This is a genomic window from Pseudomonas sp. GW821-FHT04C07 (assembly GCF_059420325.1).
Genome location: NZ_JBWKTM010000001.1, coordinates 233,048 through 247,080 on the forward strand (window position 1 = coordinate 233,048; position 14,033 = coordinate 247,080).

19 protein-coding genes are annotated in these 14,033 nt (G+C 59.6%); 11 read left to right on the forward strand and 8 right to left on the reverse strand.

Features of this window, described 5'->3' with window-relative positions; all coding sequences use genetic code 11:
* Nucleotides 1-33: 33 nt before the first annotated feature.
* From proC to AC07UI_RS01080, 9 genes are all read left to right on the forward strand, one after another.
* On the forward strand, nucleotides 34-852 hold the full coding sequence (gene proC / locus AC07UI_RS01040) for a pyrroline-5-carboxylate reductase (protein ID WP_494990710.1): 819 nt from the start codon (nucleotides 34-36) through the stop codon (nucleotides 850-852).
* 10 nt (nucleotides 853-862) lie between these two features.
* Complete coding sequence (locus AC07UI_RS01045) at nucleotides 863-1,453, forward strand: YggT family protein (RefSeq protein ID WP_494990711.1); 591 nt, start codon at nucleotides 863-865, stop codon at nucleotides 1,451-1,453.
* Between the two features lie 15 nt (nucleotides 1,454-1,468).
* Nucleotides 1,469-1,756 carry a DUF167 domain-containing protein gene (locus AC07UI_RS01050; RefSeq protein ID WP_494990712.1) on the forward strand — a complete coding sequence of 96 codons (288 nt, stop codon included), beginning with the start codon at nucleotides 1,469-1,471 and terminating at the stop codon, nucleotides 1,754-1,756.
* Nucleotides 1,757-1,936: 180 nt separating this feature from the next.
* Nucleotides 1,937-3,076 (forward strand): homoserine O-succinyltransferase MetX, encoded by a 1,140-nt coding sequence (gene metX / locus AC07UI_RS01055; protein ID WP_494990713.1) that lies wholly within the window; start codon nucleotides 1,937-1,939, stop codon nucleotides 3,074-3,076.
* A gap of 7 nt (nucleotides 3,077-3,083) precedes the next feature.
* Nucleotides 3,084-3,704, forward strand: coding sequence for a methionine biosynthesis protein MetW (gene metW / locus AC07UI_RS01060; RefSeq protein WP_494990714.1), 621 nt, complete (start codon nucleotides 3,084-3,086; stop codon nucleotides 3,702-3,704).
* A gap of 26 nt (nucleotides 3,705-3,730) precedes the next feature.
* The gene (locus AC07UI_RS01065) at nucleotides 3,731-4,165 is read left to right on the forward strand and encodes a DUF4426 domain-containing protein (RefSeq protein WP_494990715.1); all 435 of its coding nucleotides are present in this window, start codon (nucleotides 3,731-3,733) and stop codon (nucleotides 4,163-4,165) included.
* Nucleotides 4,165-4,758: an RdgB/HAM1 family non-canonical purine NTP pyrophosphatase gene (gene rdgB / locus AC07UI_RS01070; protein ID WP_494990716.1), complete on the forward strand. Its 594-nt coding sequence runs from the start codon at nucleotides 4,165-4,167 to the stop codon at nucleotides 4,756-4,758. The genes AC07UI_RS01065 and rdgB overlap by 1 nt, the downstream gene beginning before the upstream one ends.
* The gene (hemW, locus tag AC07UI_RS01075) at nucleotides 4,755-5,957 is read left to right on the forward strand and encodes a radical SAM family heme chaperone HemW (RefSeq protein WP_494990717.1); all 1,203 of its coding nucleotides are present in this window, start codon (nucleotides 4,755-4,757) and stop codon (nucleotides 5,955-5,957) included. Before rdgB ends, hemW begins: the two co-directional genes overlap by 4 nt.
* 9 nt (nucleotides 5,958-5,966) lie before the next feature.
* Complete coding sequence (locus AC07UI_RS01080; RefSeq protein ID WP_494990718.1) at nucleotides 5,967-6,290, forward strand: DUF3392 domain-containing protein; 324 nt, start codon at nucleotides 5,967-5,969, stop codon at nucleotides 6,288-6,290.
* Nucleotides 6,291-6,426: 136 nt separating this feature from the next.
* On the opposite strand, the gene trmB is transcribed toward AC07UI_RS01080, so the two are convergent.
* The 4 genes from trmB to AC07UI_RS01100 form a co-directional block, all read right to left on the reverse strand.
* Nucleotides 6,427-7,152, reverse strand: coding sequence for a tRNA (guanosine(46)-N7)-methyltransferase TrmB (trmB, locus tag AC07UI_RS01085; RefSeq protein WP_494990719.1), 726 nt, complete (start codon nucleotides 7,150-7,152; stop codon nucleotides 6,427-6,429).
* A 9-nt stretch (nucleotides 7,153-7,161) separates the two neighbouring features.
* The gene (locus AC07UI_RS01090) at nucleotides 7,162-7,956 is read right to left on the reverse strand and encodes a thiazole synthase (protein WP_494990720.1); all 795 of its coding nucleotides are present in this window, start codon (nucleotides 7,954-7,956) and stop codon (nucleotides 7,162-7,164) included.
* Nucleotides 7,957-8,017: 61 nt separating this feature from the next.
* Complete coding sequence (gene thiS / locus AC07UI_RS01095) at nucleotides 8,018-8,218, reverse strand: sulfur carrier protein ThiS (protein ID WP_494991175.1); 201 nt, start codon at nucleotides 8,216-8,218, stop codon at nucleotides 8,018-8,020.
* 90 nt (nucleotides 8,219-8,308) lie between these two features.
* On the reverse strand, nucleotides 8,309-8,680 hold the full coding sequence (locus tag AC07UI_RS01100; RefSeq protein ID WP_494990721.1) for a DUF423 domain-containing protein: 372 nt from the start codon (nucleotides 8,678-8,680) through the stop codon (nucleotides 8,309-8,311).
* Nucleotides 8,681-8,754: 74 nt separating this feature from the next.
* On the opposite strand from AC07UI_RS01100, the gene mtgA reads away from it, so the two are divergent.
* A complete protein-coding gene (mtgA, locus tag AC07UI_RS01105; RefSeq protein WP_494990722.1) occupies nucleotides 8,755-9,477 on the forward strand; it encodes a monofunctional biosynthetic peptidoglycan transglycosylase in 723 nt (240 codons plus the stop codon).
* Nucleotides 9,478-9,651: 174 nt separating this feature from the next.
* Here the strand turns inward: mtgA and rpoH are convergent, their stop codons facing one another.
* From rpoH to ftsY, 4 genes are all read right to left on the reverse strand, one after another.
* Nucleotides 9,652-10,506 carry an RNA polymerase sigma factor RpoH gene (gene rpoH / locus AC07UI_RS01110; protein ID WP_494990723.1) on the reverse strand — a complete coding sequence of 285 codons (855 nt, stop codon included), beginning with the start codon at nucleotides 10,504-10,506 and terminating at the stop codon, nucleotides 9,652-9,654.
* 113 nt (nucleotides 10,507-10,619) lie between these two features.
* Nucleotides 10,620-11,642 (reverse strand): permease-like cell division protein FtsX, encoded by a 1,023-nt coding sequence (gene ftsX / locus AC07UI_RS01115; RefSeq protein WP_494990724.1) that lies wholly within the window; start codon nucleotides 11,640-11,642, stop codon nucleotides 10,620-10,622.
* Nucleotides 11,639-12,310 carry a cell division ATP-binding protein FtsE gene (gene ftsE, locus AC07UI_RS01120; RefSeq protein ID WP_494990725.1) on the reverse strand — a complete coding sequence of 224 codons (672 nt, stop codon included), beginning with the start codon at nucleotides 12,308-12,310 and terminating at the stop codon, nucleotides 11,639-11,641. The genes ftsX and ftsE overlap by 4 nt, the downstream gene beginning before the upstream one ends.
* Nucleotides 12,307-13,845, reverse strand: coding sequence for a signal recognition particle-docking protein FtsY (gene ftsY / locus AC07UI_RS01125; RefSeq protein ID WP_494990726.1), 1,539 nt, complete (start codon nucleotides 13,843-13,845; stop codon nucleotides 12,307-12,309). Before ftsY ends, ftsE begins: the two co-directional genes overlap by 4 nt.
* Between ftsY and AC07UI_RS01130 the strand changes: the two genes are divergently transcribed.
* A complete protein-coding gene (locus AC07UI_RS01130; protein ID WP_494990727.1) occupies nucleotides 13,844-13,990 on the forward strand; it encodes a hypothetical protein in 147 nt (48 codons plus the stop codon). The two genes, ftsY and AC07UI_RS01130, sit on opposite strands and share 2 nt — an antisense overlap.
* The last annotated feature ends 43 nt before the right edge of the window (nucleotides 13,991-14,033 follow it).

The following is a 14,033-nucleotide window of genomic DNA, read 5'->3' on the forward strand; positions in this document are numbered from 1 at the left end:
CGTGGCTGACTCACCTCTCTATAAGGACCTGTCATGAGCAAGACTCGTATTGCCTTTATCGGTGCTGGCAACATGGCCGCCAGTCTGATCGGCGGCCTGCGCGCCAAGGGGCTGGAAGCGGCACAGATCTGCGCCAGCGATCCGGGCGCCGAAACCCGGGCCAAAGTCCATGCCGAACACGGCATCGAACTGTTCGCCGACAACGCCGAAGCTGTTCAGGGCGCCGATGTGATCGTCCTGGCGGTCAAACCCCAGGCGATGAAGGCTGTGTGTGAAGCTCTGCGCCCAAGCCTGCAACCCCATCAACTGGTGGTGTCCATCGCTGCCGGCATCACCTGCGCCAGCATGAACAAGTGGCTCGGTGAGCAGCCGATCGTACGTTGCATGCCCAACACCCCGGCGTTGCTGCGCCAGGGCGTCAGCGGCCTGTACGCCACTGCCCGGGTTTCCGCCGAGCAACGTCAGCAAGCCCAAGAGCTGCTCTCGGCTGTCGGCATCGCCCTGTGGCTGGACCAGGAACAGCAGCTCGATGCCGTCACCGCCGTCTCCGGCAGTGGCCCGGCGTATTTTTTCCTGCTGATCGAAGCCATGACCGCTGCCGGCGAGAAGCTTGGCCTGCCACGGGAAACCGCCGCGCAACTGACCCTGCAAACCGCCTTGGGCGCCGCGCACATGGCAGTTGCCAGTGATGTCGACGCCGCCGAACTGCGTCGCCGCGTGACTTCACCTGCGGGCACCACAGAAGCTGCAATCAAGTCGTTCCAGGCTGGCGGCTTCGAAGCTCTGGTGGAAAAAGCACTCGGCGCCGCTGCGCACCGCTCGGCCGAAATGGCCGAACAACTGGGTCAATAAGGAGCCAAGAATGATTGGATTGAATACCGCAGCGGTTTACGTGCTGCAAACCCTCGGCAGTCTGTATCTGCTGATCGTGCTGCTGCGCTTTGTGCTGCAACTGGTGCGGGCGAACTTCTACAACCCGCTCTGCCAGTTCGCCGTGCGCGCCACCCAACCACTGCTCAAGCCCCTGCGCCGGATCATTCCAAGCATGTTCGGCCTGGACATGTCCTCACTGGTGTTGGCGATCATCGTGCAGCTGGCCTTGATGGCCCTGACCCTGTTGTTGACCTACGGCACCACCGGCAACCCGCTGCAATTGCTGATCTGGTCAATCATTGGCGCGACGGCACTGTTCCTTAAGATTTTCTTCTACGCCCTGATCATCAGCGTGATCCTCTCCTGGGTCGCTCCTGGCAGCCATAACCCGGGCGCCGAACTGGTCAATCAGATCTGCGAACCGGCCCTGGCGCCATTCCGCAAAATCCTGCCGAACCTCGGCGGCCTGGATATTTCGCCGATCCTGGCGTTCATGGTGCTCAAGCTGCTGGACATGCTGGTGATCAACAACCTCGCCGCCATGACCATGATGCCGGAAATCCTGCGCCTGCTGATCTAGCCCAGGTCTTTCTGAATGAGCTATTTCCGTTGGGACGGTGACGATCTGATTCTGGAGTGTCACCTGCAACCTGCAGCCCGTAGCGACGAGTTCGCGGGGCTGCATGGTGAGCGGCTGAAAATCCGCCTCACCGCGCCACCGGTCGAAGGCAAGGCCAACGCACACCTAATGGCGTTTCTGGCCAAGGCGTTTGGGGTTTCCAAGAGCCAGGTGAGTCTGATCAGCGGTGAGTTGAATCGACAAAAACGGGTTCGGGTGAACTCGCCGAAGAAGCTTCCGGATTTGCCGGGACTGGTGCGTTAAGGCTGGCAGACTGCGTCAAGATCGTTCCCACGCTCCACGCTCTGCGTCCGCTTTGGAGGTGACGCGGAGCGTCACCGGATGCATTCCTTTGTGGCGCGTGGGAACGATCATTGAATCCTTGGTTGCTGGTCTGGGCAGCGGTCTTTAGACTTACGCCTCATTCAAGCGAGAGCAGGGTCGATGTCCACTGTCTTTCCCCACGATTCTGTTGGTCTGGTGACGCCGCAAATGGCGCACTTCAGCGAACCCCTGGCCCTTGCCTGCGGTCGTTCACTAGCTGCCTACGACCTGATCTACGAAACCTATGGCAAGCTGAACGCCACGGCCAGCAACGCCGTGCTGATCTGTCACGCCTTGTCCGGTCACCACCACGCGGCAGGCTTTCACAGCCCCGCTGACCGCAAGCCCGGCTGGTGGGACAGCTGCATCGGCCCCGGCAAGCCGATTGATACCAATAAATTCTTCGTCGTCAGCCTGAACAACCTCGGCGGCTGCAACGGCTCCACCGGCCCGAGCAGCATCAACCCGGAAAACGGCAAGCCGTTTGGCGCCGATTTCCCGGTGCTGACCGTGGAAGACTGGGTCCACAGCCAGGCGCGTCTTGCCGATCTGCTGGGCATCAGCCAGTGGGCCGCAGTAATCGGCGGCAGTCTGGGCGGCATGCAAGCCTTGCAGTGGAGCATCAGCTACCCCGACCGCATCCGCCACTGCCTGGCGATTGCCTCGGCGCCCAAATTGTCTGCGCAGAACATCGCCTTCAACGAGGTGGCCCGCCAGGCAATCCTGACCGATCCCGAGTTCCATGGCGGTTCGTTCCAGGAACTGGGCGTGATCCCCAAGCGCGGGTTGATGCTGGCGCGGATGGTCGGGCACATCACCTACCTGTCGGACGACTCCATGGGCGAGAAATTCGGCCGTGGCCTCAAGAGCGAAAAGCTTAACTACGACTTCCACAGCGTCGAGTTCCAGGTTGAAAGTTACCTGCGTTATCAGGGCGAAGAGTTTTCCGGGCGTTTTGATGCCAACACTTACCTGCTGATGACCAAAGCGCTGGACTACTTCGATCCGGCGGCGAACTTCGACGATAACCTGGCGAAAACCTTCGCCGGTGCCAAGTCGAAATTCTGCGTGATGTCCTTTACCACCGACTGGCGCTTCTCGCCGGCCCGCTCGCGGGAGCTGGTGGACGCACTGATGGCAGCCAAGAAAGACGTCTGCTACCTGGAGATCGATGCTCCGCAAGGCCACGACGCCTTCCTGATTCCGATCCCGCGCTATCTGCAGGCGTTTAGCAACTACATGAACCGAATTTCGCTTTGAGGACGCCATGAGAGCCGACCTGGAAATCATCCAAGAATGGATCCCCGCCGGCAGCCGCGTGCTCGACCTCGGTTGCGGTGATGGCGAACTGCTGACCTGGCTGCGGGACCACAAGCAAGTCACTGGCTACGGTCTGGAAAACGACCCGGACAACATTGCCGAGTGCGTGGCCAAGGGCATCAACGTCATTGAGCAGGATCTGGACAAAGGGCTTGGCAACTTTGCCAGCAACAGTTTCGATATCGTTGTCATGACTCAGGCCCTGCAAGCCGTGCACTACCCGGACCGGATCCTCGACGAAATGCTGCGGGTCGGCCGTCAGTGCATCATTACCTTCCCCAACTTCGGTCACTGGCGCTGCCGCTGGTACCTGGCCAGCAAAGGCCGGATGCCCGTTTCGGAGTTCCTGCCCTACACCTGGTACAACACGCCGAACATCCACTTCTGCACGTTCGGAGACTTCGAAGAACTGTGTCGTGAGCGTGAAGCGCGGGTCATCGATCGCCTTGCCGTCGATCAACAACATCGACATGGGTGGGCCAGTAAGCTATGGCCTAATCTATTAGGTGAGATCGGCATCTACCGCGTCAGCAGCCCCGGACTGCAAGACCACAAGGTCGCGGTGTAAACCACGTTATTTCGAGGAGAACGATCATGGGTCGTTTAGCTCTGTTTCTGCTCACAGCCTGCCTGAGCGTTACGGCCATGGCGGCCGAAGCAATCAAGAGCGATCGCCAGGAAACCTTCGGTGATCTGACGGTGCACTACAACACCTTCAATTCCACCTACTTGCAACCGGATATTGCCAAAGCGGCAGAGCTGATCCGCAGCAAGAACCAGGGCGTGATCAACGTGGCGGTGCTCAAGGCCAACAAACCGGTGATCGCACAGGTCAGTGGCTCGGTAAAGGACCTGACCAGCAAGAGCATCCCGTTGAGCTTCAAACAGATCACTGAACAAGGCGCGGTCTACTACATCGCGCAATTCCCTGTGGACCAGCAGGAAACCCGTACCTTCACGATCAACGTTCAAACTGGCAGCGACACCAACAGCTTCAGTTTCAACCAAGAGCTTTTCCCGGGCGAATAATGAACTTCACGCAACTCGTATTGGCCAGCCATAACGCCGGCAAACTCAAAGAACTCCAGGCCATGCTCGGCGAGTCGGTGCACTTGCGCTCGATCGGCGAGTTCAGCAGCGTCGAGCCAGAAGAAACCGGCCTGTCGTTCGTCGAAAACGCCATTCTCAAGGCCCGTAACGCCGCACGTATTTCTGGCCTGCCGGCATTGGCTGACGATTCAGGGCTGGCGGTGGACTTCCTCGGCGGTGCGCCAGGTATCTACTCGGCACGCTACGCCGACGGCCAGGGCGATGCGGCCAACAACGCCAAACTGCTGAATGTCTTGAAAGATGTGCCTGAGGCCGAACGCGGCGCGCAGTTCGTTTGTGTGCTGGCGCTGGTGCGACATGCCGATGATCCGTTGCCGATTCTCTGCGAAGGGCTGTGGCACGGCCGTATCCTGACCCAAGCCAGCGGCGAGCACGGTTTCGGCTACGACCCGCTGTTCTGGGTGCCGGAACGCGCTTGCTCCAGTGCACAACTCAGCCCGACCGAGAAAAACCAGCTGAGCCATCGCGCCCGCGCCATGGCTCTGCTGCATCAGCGTTTGGGTCTGGCATGACTCAGGATTCATCCGTGCAGCCGCTGATTTTCGGCGGTTCGCAGACGCCTCGCGCGGCCCTGCTCCAGCTGCCGCCCCTGGCGCTGTACATCCACATCCCGTGGTGCGTGCGCAAATGCCCGTATTGCGACTTCAACTCCCACACTGCCAGCCCCGTGCTGCCGGAAGAGGAGTATGTGGACGCCCTGTTGGCTGACCTTGATCAAGACCTGCATGCGGTTTACGGCCGTGAGCTGAGTTCGATTTTCTTCGGCGGCGGCACACCAAGCCTGTTCAGCGCGCAAGCGTTGGGCCGTTTGCTTAAAGGTGTGGAGCAGCGAATTCCGTTTGCCAGCGACATCGAAATCACCCTGGAGGCTAACCCCGGGACTTTCGAGCAAGAAAAATTCGTCGCTTACCGCGCTTTGGGCATCAATCGTCTATCGATTGGTATTCAGAGCTTCCAGCAAGAGAAACTCAAGGCGCTGGGGCGGATCCACAACGGCGATGAAGCGATTCGCGCCGCTGGCATGGCCCGACAGGCCGGGTTCGACAACTTCAACCTGGACCTGATGCACGGTTTGCCCGATCAGTCCCTGGACGATGCCCTGGACGACTTGCGTCAAGCCATCGCATTGAAGCCGACTCATCTGTCCTGGTATCAGCTGACGCTGGAGCCGAACACCGTGTTCTGGAATCAGCCGCCGACCCTCCCGGAAGACGACACCCTGTGGGATATTCAGGAGGCCGGGCAAGCGCTGCTGGCCGAGCACGGTTACGCCCAGTACGAAGTGTCGGCGTATGCCCAACCCGGTCGCCCGGCGCGGCATAACCTCAATTACTGGAGTTTCGGTGACTTCATCGGCATCGGTGCCGGGGCGCACGGCAAGCTCAGCCATTCGGACGGGCGCATTGTCCGCACCTGGAAAACGCGCCTGCCGAAGGACTACCTCAACCCAGCCAAAAGCTATAAGGCTGGTGAGAAAGCCCTGACCAACGAAGAGCTACCGTTCGAGTTCCTGATGAACGCCCTGCGCCTGACTGACGGTGTCGAGGCGCGGCTGTATCCGGAGCGCACCGGTCTGACGCTGGAAAGCCTTGCCGAAGGCCGTCGCGAGGCCGAACAAAGTGGCTTATTGCAGGTCGAACCCACACGCCTGACGGCCACCGCCCGCGGACAGCTATTCCTCAATGACTTGCTGCAATATTTTCTGATCTAAGGAAATCGAATGGATCTGGTACTCGACCTGCTCGCCACCGTGTCCCGCTGGAGTCGCAGCAACCTTTCGGAAATCGCTCTGGCGCTTGTCGGCTGCCTGCTGGTGCTGTTCGGCGCAGACATCAAAGGCTGGATCGAGCAACGCCTGGGCAGCATCGCCGGCGCCTTGCGCGTCCCGTTGATGGCCCTGCTGTGCATGATCGGCAGCGGCGCCGCACTGATCTACGCCACACCGTGGATTGTTCGCGGCCTGAGCCAGTTCAACAACTACAGCCTGGCGCCGGTGTTGTTGGTGGTGCTGGTGTTGATCGGCGTCGTCGCAGACCGCCGCTGAGCCATTGATCGTTCCCACGCTCCGCGTGGTAACGCCGCCATGGACGCTCTGCGTCCGATTTTGGCTGTGAGGCAGAGCGTCACGGGATGTGCATTCCCACGCAGAGCGTGGGAACGATCATTTCAGCACTGGCTGATCAGGCCAGCTTTTCGAACTTCAAATCCCACACGCCATGCCCAAGACGTTCGCCACGGCGTTCGAACTTGGTGATCGGGCGTTCGGCCGGACGCGGTACGCATTTGCCGTCTTCGGCGAGGTTGCGGTAGCCCGGCGCGACGTCCATGACTTCCAGCATGTACTCGGCATAGGGTTCCCAATCGGTGGCCATATGCAGCACGCCGCCAACTTTCAACTTGCTACGCACCAGCTCAGCGAACGACTCTTGAACGATGCGACGCTTGTGGTGGCGGCTCTTGTGCCACGGGTCCGGAAAAAACAGCAGCAGGCGATCGAGGCTGTTATCCGCGATACAACGATTGAGCACTTCGATCGCATCGCAATCGTAGACCCGCAGGTTGGTCAGGCCCTGAGTCAGCACGCCATTGAGCAGCGCGCCGACACCCGGACGGTGAACTTCAACGCCGATGAAATCCTGTTCCGGTGAAGCCGCAGCCATTTCCAGCAGCGAATGACCCATGCCGAAACCGATTTCCAGGGTGCGCGGCGCGGAACGACCGAACACCTGGTCGAAGTCCACCGGCGCATCGGCCAGCGGCAGAACGAACAGCGGCGTACCTTGTTCCAGACCTTTTTGCTGGCCTTCGGTCATACGCCCGGCGCGCATCACGAAGCTCTTGATGCGGCGGTGCTGGCGTTCTTCGCCTTCTTCCTGCCGGATAGGCGTGTCGTTTGATTCAGTCATCAATGGCTCTTACTTGATCAGACCATCCAGCGGCGAGGAGGCGCTGGCATAAAGTTTTTTCGGCATGCGCCCGGCGAGATATGCCAGACGGCCTGCCACAATGGCGTGTTTCATGGCTTCAGCCATCATGATCGGCTGCTGCGCGTTAGCGATGGCCGAGTTCATCAGCACCGCTTCGCAACCCAGCTCCATGGCGATGGTTGCGTCGGAAGCAGTACCGACACCCGCATCCACCAACACCGGGATCCTGGCTTCTTCGAGGATGATCTGCAGGTTGTACGGGTTGCAGATCCCCAGGCCAGTACCGATCAGGCCGGCCAGCGGCATCACGGCGATGCAGCCGATTTCTGCCAATTGTCGGGCAATGATCGGGTCATCGCTGGTGTAGACCATGACGTCGAAACCTTCTTTGACCAGTACTTCAGCGGCCTTGAGGGTTTCGATTACGTTGGGAAACAGGGTTTTCTGATCAGCCAGGACTTCAAGCTTGACCAGGTTATGACCATCCAGCAGTTCGCGGGCCAGACGGCAGGTGCGCACCGCTTCGATCGCGTCATAGCAACCGGCGGTGTTCGGCAGGATGGTGTAACGATCCGGCGGCAGGATGTCGAGCAGGTTCGGTTCACCCGGGTTCTGGCCGATATTGGTCCGACGTACGGCAACGGTGACGATCTCGGCACCCGAGGCCTCGATGGCCAGGCGGGTTTCTTCCATGTCACGGTACTTGCCGGTACCTACCAGCAAACGCGACTGGTAAGTACGACCGGCCAGGACGAAGGGCTTATCGCTACGAACGTTGCTCATGGGAAATCCTCTGTTGGGGTGAGGTTCTGCAGAATGTGTCGACGCTGAATAACCGAGTGATCTAACCGCCGCCGATGGCGTGCACCACTTCAACCTGGTCACCCTCGGCGAGGGCCGTCTCGGCGTGCTGGCTGCGCGGGACGATATCCAGATTGAGTTCGACCGCCACCCGGCGTCCGGTCAGATCCAGACGGTTCAGCAGGGCCGCGACGGTTTCGCCGTCGGGCAGTTCGAAGGATTCACCGTTCAACTGAATGCGCATGCCGGATGCCGTCATCATTTTTAGGGGCCAGCATTCTAGCCCGATCAGTCAGGCCGACCCAAGCCATTCGTCATGAAATGGACCGCTCGGTCAGCTCAACCGCCAAGCGGCAAGGCCGAGGCAGAACCAGCCGACCAGAAAGGCCAACCCGCCAAATGGCGTGACGATACCCAGCGTGCTGACACCGGTCAGGGTCAACAGGTACAGACTGCCGGAGAACAGCAAGATGCCGATGGCGAATGAAGCGCCCGCCCAGTTCATCAAACGCCCGGAAATCTGTGTCGCCAGCAACGCTACCGCCAGCAATGCGAGGGTGTGCACCAATTGGTAAGTGACCCCTGTGTGAAAAATCGCCAGGTACTCCGCGCTCAGGCGACTTTTCAGGCCATGAGCAGCAAACGCTCCAAGGGCGACGCCGGTAAACCCGAAGAAGGCAGCCAGCATCAGAAAGCCACGCAGCATGAGGAACTCCAGTCAGAATCATTCAACAAGGTCTGTATAATGACCCGCTCCACGGGTTCGACCAAGCCATCTCTATGCTGCGTTTACTTTTTCGTCGTTTCACCAAAGCCCTGTTCTGGTTCGCAGTTGGCAGCGTTTTGCTGGTACTGGTGTTTCGCGTCGTGCCACCACCAGGGACGGCGTTGATGGTCGAACGCAAGGTCGAATCCTGGTTCGACGGCGAGCCTATTGAGCTGCAACGCAGCTGGCGGCCGTGGAACGAGATATCCGACGACTTGAAAATCGCGGTGATTGCCGGCGAGGACCAGAAGTTCTCCGAGCACTGGGGTTTTGATTTCGGCGCGATTGAGGCGGCGCTCGCCCATAACGAGCAAGGCGGCTCGATCCGCGGTGCCAGCACCCTGAGCCAGCAAGTATCGAAAAACCTGTTTCTGTGGTCCGGTCGCAGCTGGCTGCGCAAGGGCCTGGAAGCCTGGTTCACGGGGCTCATCGAAGTCTTCTGGCCCAAGCAGCGGATTCTTGAGGTGTACCTCAACAGCGTCGAGTGGGATGACGGCGTGTTCGGCGCCGAAGCGGCGGCTCGGCATCACTTCGGCGTCAGCGCGGCGTCCTTGTCGCGTCAGCAGGCCAGCCTGCTGGGGGCCGTACTGCCTAACCCGCGAGCCTGGAGCGCCAGCCATCCGAGCAGCTATGTTGCAGGACGCGCGAGCTGGATTCGTCAGCAGATGGGCCAGTTGGGTGGGGATGGCTATCTCGCGGGGTTGAACGATTCGCGCAGGGCGCCTTGGGCGCTGTGATCATTGGAGAGTGATGCAGAACCTGTAGGAGCGAGGCTTGCCCGCGATGAACGATGACGCGATGTTTCAGATATACCTCGGTCGCAGCTATCGCGGGCAAGCCTCGCTCCTACAACAGCACAAACAAAAACGCCCCGATCAGATCGGGGCGTTTTTTTGTCTGGACGCAGCGTTTTAAGCGGCGATCGACAGTTTCAGCTTGTTCATCGCGCTCTTCTCAAGCTGACGAATACGCTCGGCTGACACGTTGTACTTCTGCGCCAGGTCATGCAGCGTGGCTTTATCTTCTGCCAGCCAGCGCTGGTAGAGAATGTCGCGGCTTCGATCGTCGAGCACTTCCAGCGCTTCGTGCAGGTTGCTGCTGGAGTTGTCGGTCCAGTCGGCGTCTTCCAGTTGACGCGCCGGATCGTACCGGTGGTCTTCCAGATAGTTGGCCGGCGACTGGAAGGCGCTGTCGTCGTCTGCTTCCGCAGCCGGGTCGAAGGCCATGTCATGGCCGGTCAGGCGACTTTCCATCTCGCGCACTTCCCGCGGCTCTACGCCGAGGCTTTCTGCCACACGATGGACTTCTTCGTTGTTCAGCCAGGCCAGACGTTTTTTCTGGCTGCGCAGGTTGAAGAACAGCTTGCGCTGAGCCTTGGTGGTGGCGACCTTGACGATGCGCCAGTTGCGCAGGATGAATTCGTGGATTTCAGCCTTGATCCAGTGCACGGCGAACGACACCAGGCGCACACCCATTTCCGGGTTGAAGCGTTTTACCGCTTTCATCAGGCCGACGTTGCCTTCCTGGATCAGGTCAGCCTGAGCCAGACCGTAGCCGGAATAGCTACGCGCTATATGTACTACAAAACGCAGGTGGGCGAGCACCATCTGCCGAGCCGCCCCAAGATCTTGCTCATAATAGAGACTCTCGGCCAGTTCACGCTCCTGCTCCGGTGTCAGCAATGGGATGCTGTTCACCGTGTGCACATAAGCCTCCAGGTTTGCACCCGGGACTAAAGCATATGCAGGTTGCAAAGAAGTGGTCATACGAAAAAACCTCCGACTCACATAACTCGTGCAGTTCAGCACTGCGAAAATTGACCGGGAACCGTAGGACAAGTTCCCTAGAAAGCTGAAAGGTCAATACAAGCAAAAAGACACTACTTCGGCGCAAGCTCCCTTAGGTGGCGTGCTACCGCAATCCAAGCACCGATATACCCTAACAGCACCGCGCCAAGCAAGAGCGACAGACCATCGGCGGGTGGCACCCCCGCCAGTGCAAAATCACTGCCGTACAACCCGGCCAGCCCGACCACCGCGTCGTTCAGCCAGTTGAGGCCGAACGCCAATACGCCCCAGGAAAAAATCCCTGCACCGAAGCCATAAAGCGCACCCATATATAGAAAGGGCCTACGCACATAGCTGTCAGTGCCGCCGACGAGTTTAATCACTTCTATCTCTGTGCGGCGGTTTTCAATATGAAGACGAATGGTATTGCCTATCACCAAAAGTAATGCAGAAACCAAAAGCACGGTCAGACCGAACACAAAACGGTCCCCCAGCTTGAGAATCGCTGCCAGGCGCTCGACCCAGACTAGATCAAGCTGTGCCTGTTGCACCTTCGGCAGCCCGGAAAGTCTTTGTCTTAATGCTTCAAGGGTGGGCTTGTCGACTTCATTCGGGGTCACCAGGACCACGCCTGGCAACGGATTCTGCGGCAGCTCTTTGAGCGCCTCGCCCAGGCCAGACTGCTGTTGAAACTCTTCCAGCGCCTGATCACGGCTGATGTACTCAGCATCCGCGACGCCCGGCAGGCCCTTGATCTGCTCACGCAGGTGCTCGCCTTCGTTGGCGCTGGCGTCGAGTTGCAGGTACAGGGAAATCTGCGCCGCACGCTGCCAGGACCCGCCTAGACGTTCGACATTGCTCAGCAACAGCGAAAGCCCCATCGGCAAGCTGAGGGCAACGGCCATCACCAGACAGGTGAAAAAGCTGCCGATCGGCTGTTTGCCCAGGCGACGCAGGCTGTCCAGCAGGCTGGCGCGGTGACTCTCGATCCAGGCATGCAGCAAGGTGCTGAAGTCCGGGCCGTCGTCATCGTCGCGTTTTTTCTTCTGCGGTTGCGGGTCGGCGGCCTTTGGCGCCACACGCTCGGAAACCTTCGGACTGCGTGTCGCACTCATGCCCCAGCCTCCCCGTCGCCGATAAGGCGGCCGCGTTGCAGCGTCAGCATGCGATGACGCATGCGGGCAATCAGCGCCAGGTCGTGGCTGGCGATCAGCACGCTGGTGCCCAGCCGGTTGATGTCTTCGAATACACCCATGATTTCCGCCGCCAGACGCGGGTCGAGGTTACCGGTCGGTTCGTCCGCCAGCAGCAGTGCCGGGCGGTGAACGATGGCACGGGCAATACCGACGCGCTGTTGTTGGCCGGTGGACAGGTCACCCGGGTACAGGTCGGTCTTGTCCGAAAGCGCCACACGCTCCAGGGCCGAGTCCACGCGCTTGGCGATTTCAGCCTTGGACAAGCCAAGAATCTGCAACGGCAAGGCGATGTTGTTGAACACCGTGCGATCGAACAGCAACTGGTGGTTCTGGAACACCACGCCAATCTGCCGACGCAGGAAAGGAATCTGGGCATTGCTGATCTGACCCAGATCCTGGCCGGCCAGCAGCAACTTGCCAGTAGTCGGGCGCTCCATGGCCAGCAACAGCCGCAATAAGGTGCTTTTACCGGCGCCGGAATGGCCCGTAACAAACAAAAATTCGCCCCTTCGGACTCGAAAGCTCAGCTCATGCAAGCCGACGTGTCCGTTCGGATAGCGTTTACCGACCTGTTCGAAACGAATCATGAACGCTCCCGCTCGGCAAAAAGTGCCTGGACAAAGGGTTCGGCTTCAAAAGTACGCAGATCATCGATGCTTTCACCGACACCGATGTAGCGAATGGGCAGGCCAAATTGCTTGGCCAGGGCGAAAATCACCCCGCCCTTGGCCGTGCCATCGAGCTTAGTCAACGCCAGACCGGTCAGCTCGACCGTCTGATGGAATTGTTTGGCCTGGTTGATAGCGTTCTGGCCAGTGCCGGCGTCGAGCACCAGCAGTACTTCGTGCGGCGCATCGGCGTCGAGTTTGCCGATAACCCGACGAACCTTCTTCAGTTCTTCCATCAGGTTGTCTTTGGTGTGCAGGCGACCGGCGGTGTCGGCGATCAATACATCAATGCCACGGGCTTTGGCGGCCTGGACTGCATCGAAGATCACAGACGCGGAATCGGCCCCGGTATGCTGGGCGATCACCGGGATCTTGTTGCGCTCGCCCCAGACCTGTAATTGCTCGACCGCCGCCGCACGGAAGGTATCACCGGCCGCAAGCATGACTTTCTTGCCTTCGAGTTGCAGTTTCTTCGCCAGCTTGCCAATAGTGGTGGTTTTACCGGCACCGTTCACACCAACCACCAGAATCACGAATGGCTTGTTCTGCGAGGTGATGTTCAGTGGCTGCTCGACCGGTTTGAGCATGCTCGCAAGCTCGGCCTGCAGGGACTTGTAGAGTGCATCGGCGTCGGCCAGCTGTTTACGTGCGACCTTCTGGGTCAGGCTCTGGATGATCACCGAAGTCGCTTCGACACCGACGTCAGCGGTCAGCAGACGGGTTTCGATATCTTCCAGCAATTCGTCATCGATCAGCTTCTTGCCCAGGAACAGGCTGGCCATGCCCTCGCCGATGCTGGCACTGGTCTTGGACAGGCCTTGCTTGAGGCGGGCAAAGAAACCGACTTTGTTTTCTTCGCGACTGGCACCGACCGGCTCCGCGGCTGCAGGCAATTCACTCGGCGCGCTGGATACTGGCGCAACTGGCGCAGTAACAACCGGTGCAGCGACTGGCACTGGCACCGGAGCCTGGACAGGTTCTGGAGCAACAAATGCGGCAATCACTGACTCTGGGACATCGGGTTCAACAGCAACCGGCTCAACAAACGAAATCGGCTCGACAGCCAGCAGCTCTACCGCTTGCTGAGTGACCGTTGGCGCAGGAATCGGCGGAGTGATATGCGGCGCCAGCTCATCTTCGACCAGCCCCACCGGCTCTTCTGCCACCGGCAGGACCAGCCAGGGCTTGTGCTCGACTTCCGGCGTCAGCGGTGCTTCCTGCGCCGGAGCAGGTTCAGCTACCGGCTGATGCACCGACTCGGTGATCGGCAACACCAGCGGCGCCGGCGCTTGTGCAACGGGCGCAGCTTCTATTACCGGCTCAGGAACGGCCTCAGGAAGTGGCTTTGGCTGTTCGACGACGGCTTCCTGCGGCTTTTTGCGCAGCCACCCGAACAGGCTTTTTTTCTCGCCAGCCGCAGCTGGGCTCTTCTTGTCGTCGTTGGAACCAAACATGGATGACGGCTATCTCAAGGTAGCGACGCGCCAATGTGACGCCTCGACAGATAAATATTCGATGCAGAACAGACTGCTTTTTAGCCAGCTTGTTCACGCGCAACATTTTGTCGAGGTGCCCATCGGCACCTCAAAGGTCGACTAATACGAAGGACTGGTACGGCATCGTCGGCGAAAACGCAGAGTTT

Coding starts and splice junctions, on each gene's coding strand:
- metX (WP_494990713.1), top strand. CDS start 1,937: ATGTCCACTGTCTTTCCCCACGATTCTGTTGGTCTGGTGACGCCGCAA.
- AC07UI_RS01045 (WP_494990711.1), top strand. CDS start 863: ATGATTGGATTGAATACCGCAGCGGTTTACGTGCTGCAAACCCTCGGC.
- thiS (WP_494991175.1), bottom strand. CDS start 8,218: ATGCGCATTCAGTTGAACGGTGAATCCTTCGAACTGCCCGACGGCGAA.
- mtgA (WP_494990722.1), top strand. CDS start 8,755: ATGCTGCGTTTACTTTTTCGTCGTTTCACCAAAGCCCTGTTCTGGTTC.
- hemW (WP_494990717.1), top strand. CDS start 4,755: ATGACTCAGGATTCATCCGTGCAGCCGCTGATTTTCGGCGGTTCGCAG.
- rpoH (WP_494990723.1), bottom strand. CDS start 10,506: ATGACCACTTCTTTGCAACCTGCATATGCTTTAGTCCCGGGTGCAAAC.
- rdgB (WP_494990716.1), top strand. CDS start 4,165: ATGAACTTCACGCAACTCGTATTGGCCAGCCATAACGCCGGCAAACTC.
- metW (WP_494990714.1), top strand. CDS start 3,084: ATGAGAGCCGACCTGGAAATCATCCAAGAATGGATCCCCGCCGGCAGC.
- AC07UI_RS01100 (WP_494990721.1), bottom strand. CDS start 8,680: ATGCTGCGTGGCTTTCTGATGCTGGCTGCCTTCTTCGGGTTTACCGGC.
- AC07UI_RS01050 (WP_494990712.1), top strand. CDS start 1,469: ATGAGCTATTTCCGTTGGGACGGTGACGATCTGATTCTGGAGTGTCAC.
- AC07UI_RS01130 (WP_494990727.1), top strand. CDS start 13,844: ATGGATGACGGCTATCTCAAGGTAGCGACGCGCCAATGTGACGCCTCG.
- ftsY (WP_494990726.1), bottom strand. CDS start 13,845: ATGTTTGGTTCCAACGACGACAAGAAGAGCCCAGCTGCGGCTGGCGAG.
- AC07UI_RS01090 (WP_494990720.1), bottom strand. CDS start 7,956: ATGAGCAACGTTCGTAGCGATAAGCCCTTCGTCCTGGCCGGTCGTACT.
- AC07UI_RS01065 (WP_494990715.1), top strand. CDS start 3,731: ATGGGTCGTTTAGCTCTGTTTCTGCTCACAGCCTGCCTGAGCGTTACG.
- trmB (WP_494990719.1), bottom strand. CDS start 7,152: ATGACTGAATCAAACGACACGCCTATCCGGCAGGAAGAAGGCGAAGAA.
- ftsX (WP_494990724.1), bottom strand. CDS start 11,642: ATGAGTGCGACACGCAGTCCGAAGGTTTCCGAGCGTGTGGCGCCAAAG.
- ftsE (WP_494990725.1), bottom strand. CDS start 12,310: ATGATTCGTTTCGAACAGGTCGGTAAACGCTATCCGAACGGACACGTC.
- proC (WP_494990710.1), top strand. CDS start 34: ATGAGCAAGACTCGTATTGCCTTTATCGGTGCTGGCAACATGGCCGCC.
- AC07UI_RS01080 (WP_494990718.1), top strand. CDS start 5,967: ATGGATCTGGTACTCGACCTGCTCGCCACCGTGTCCCGCTGGAGTCGC.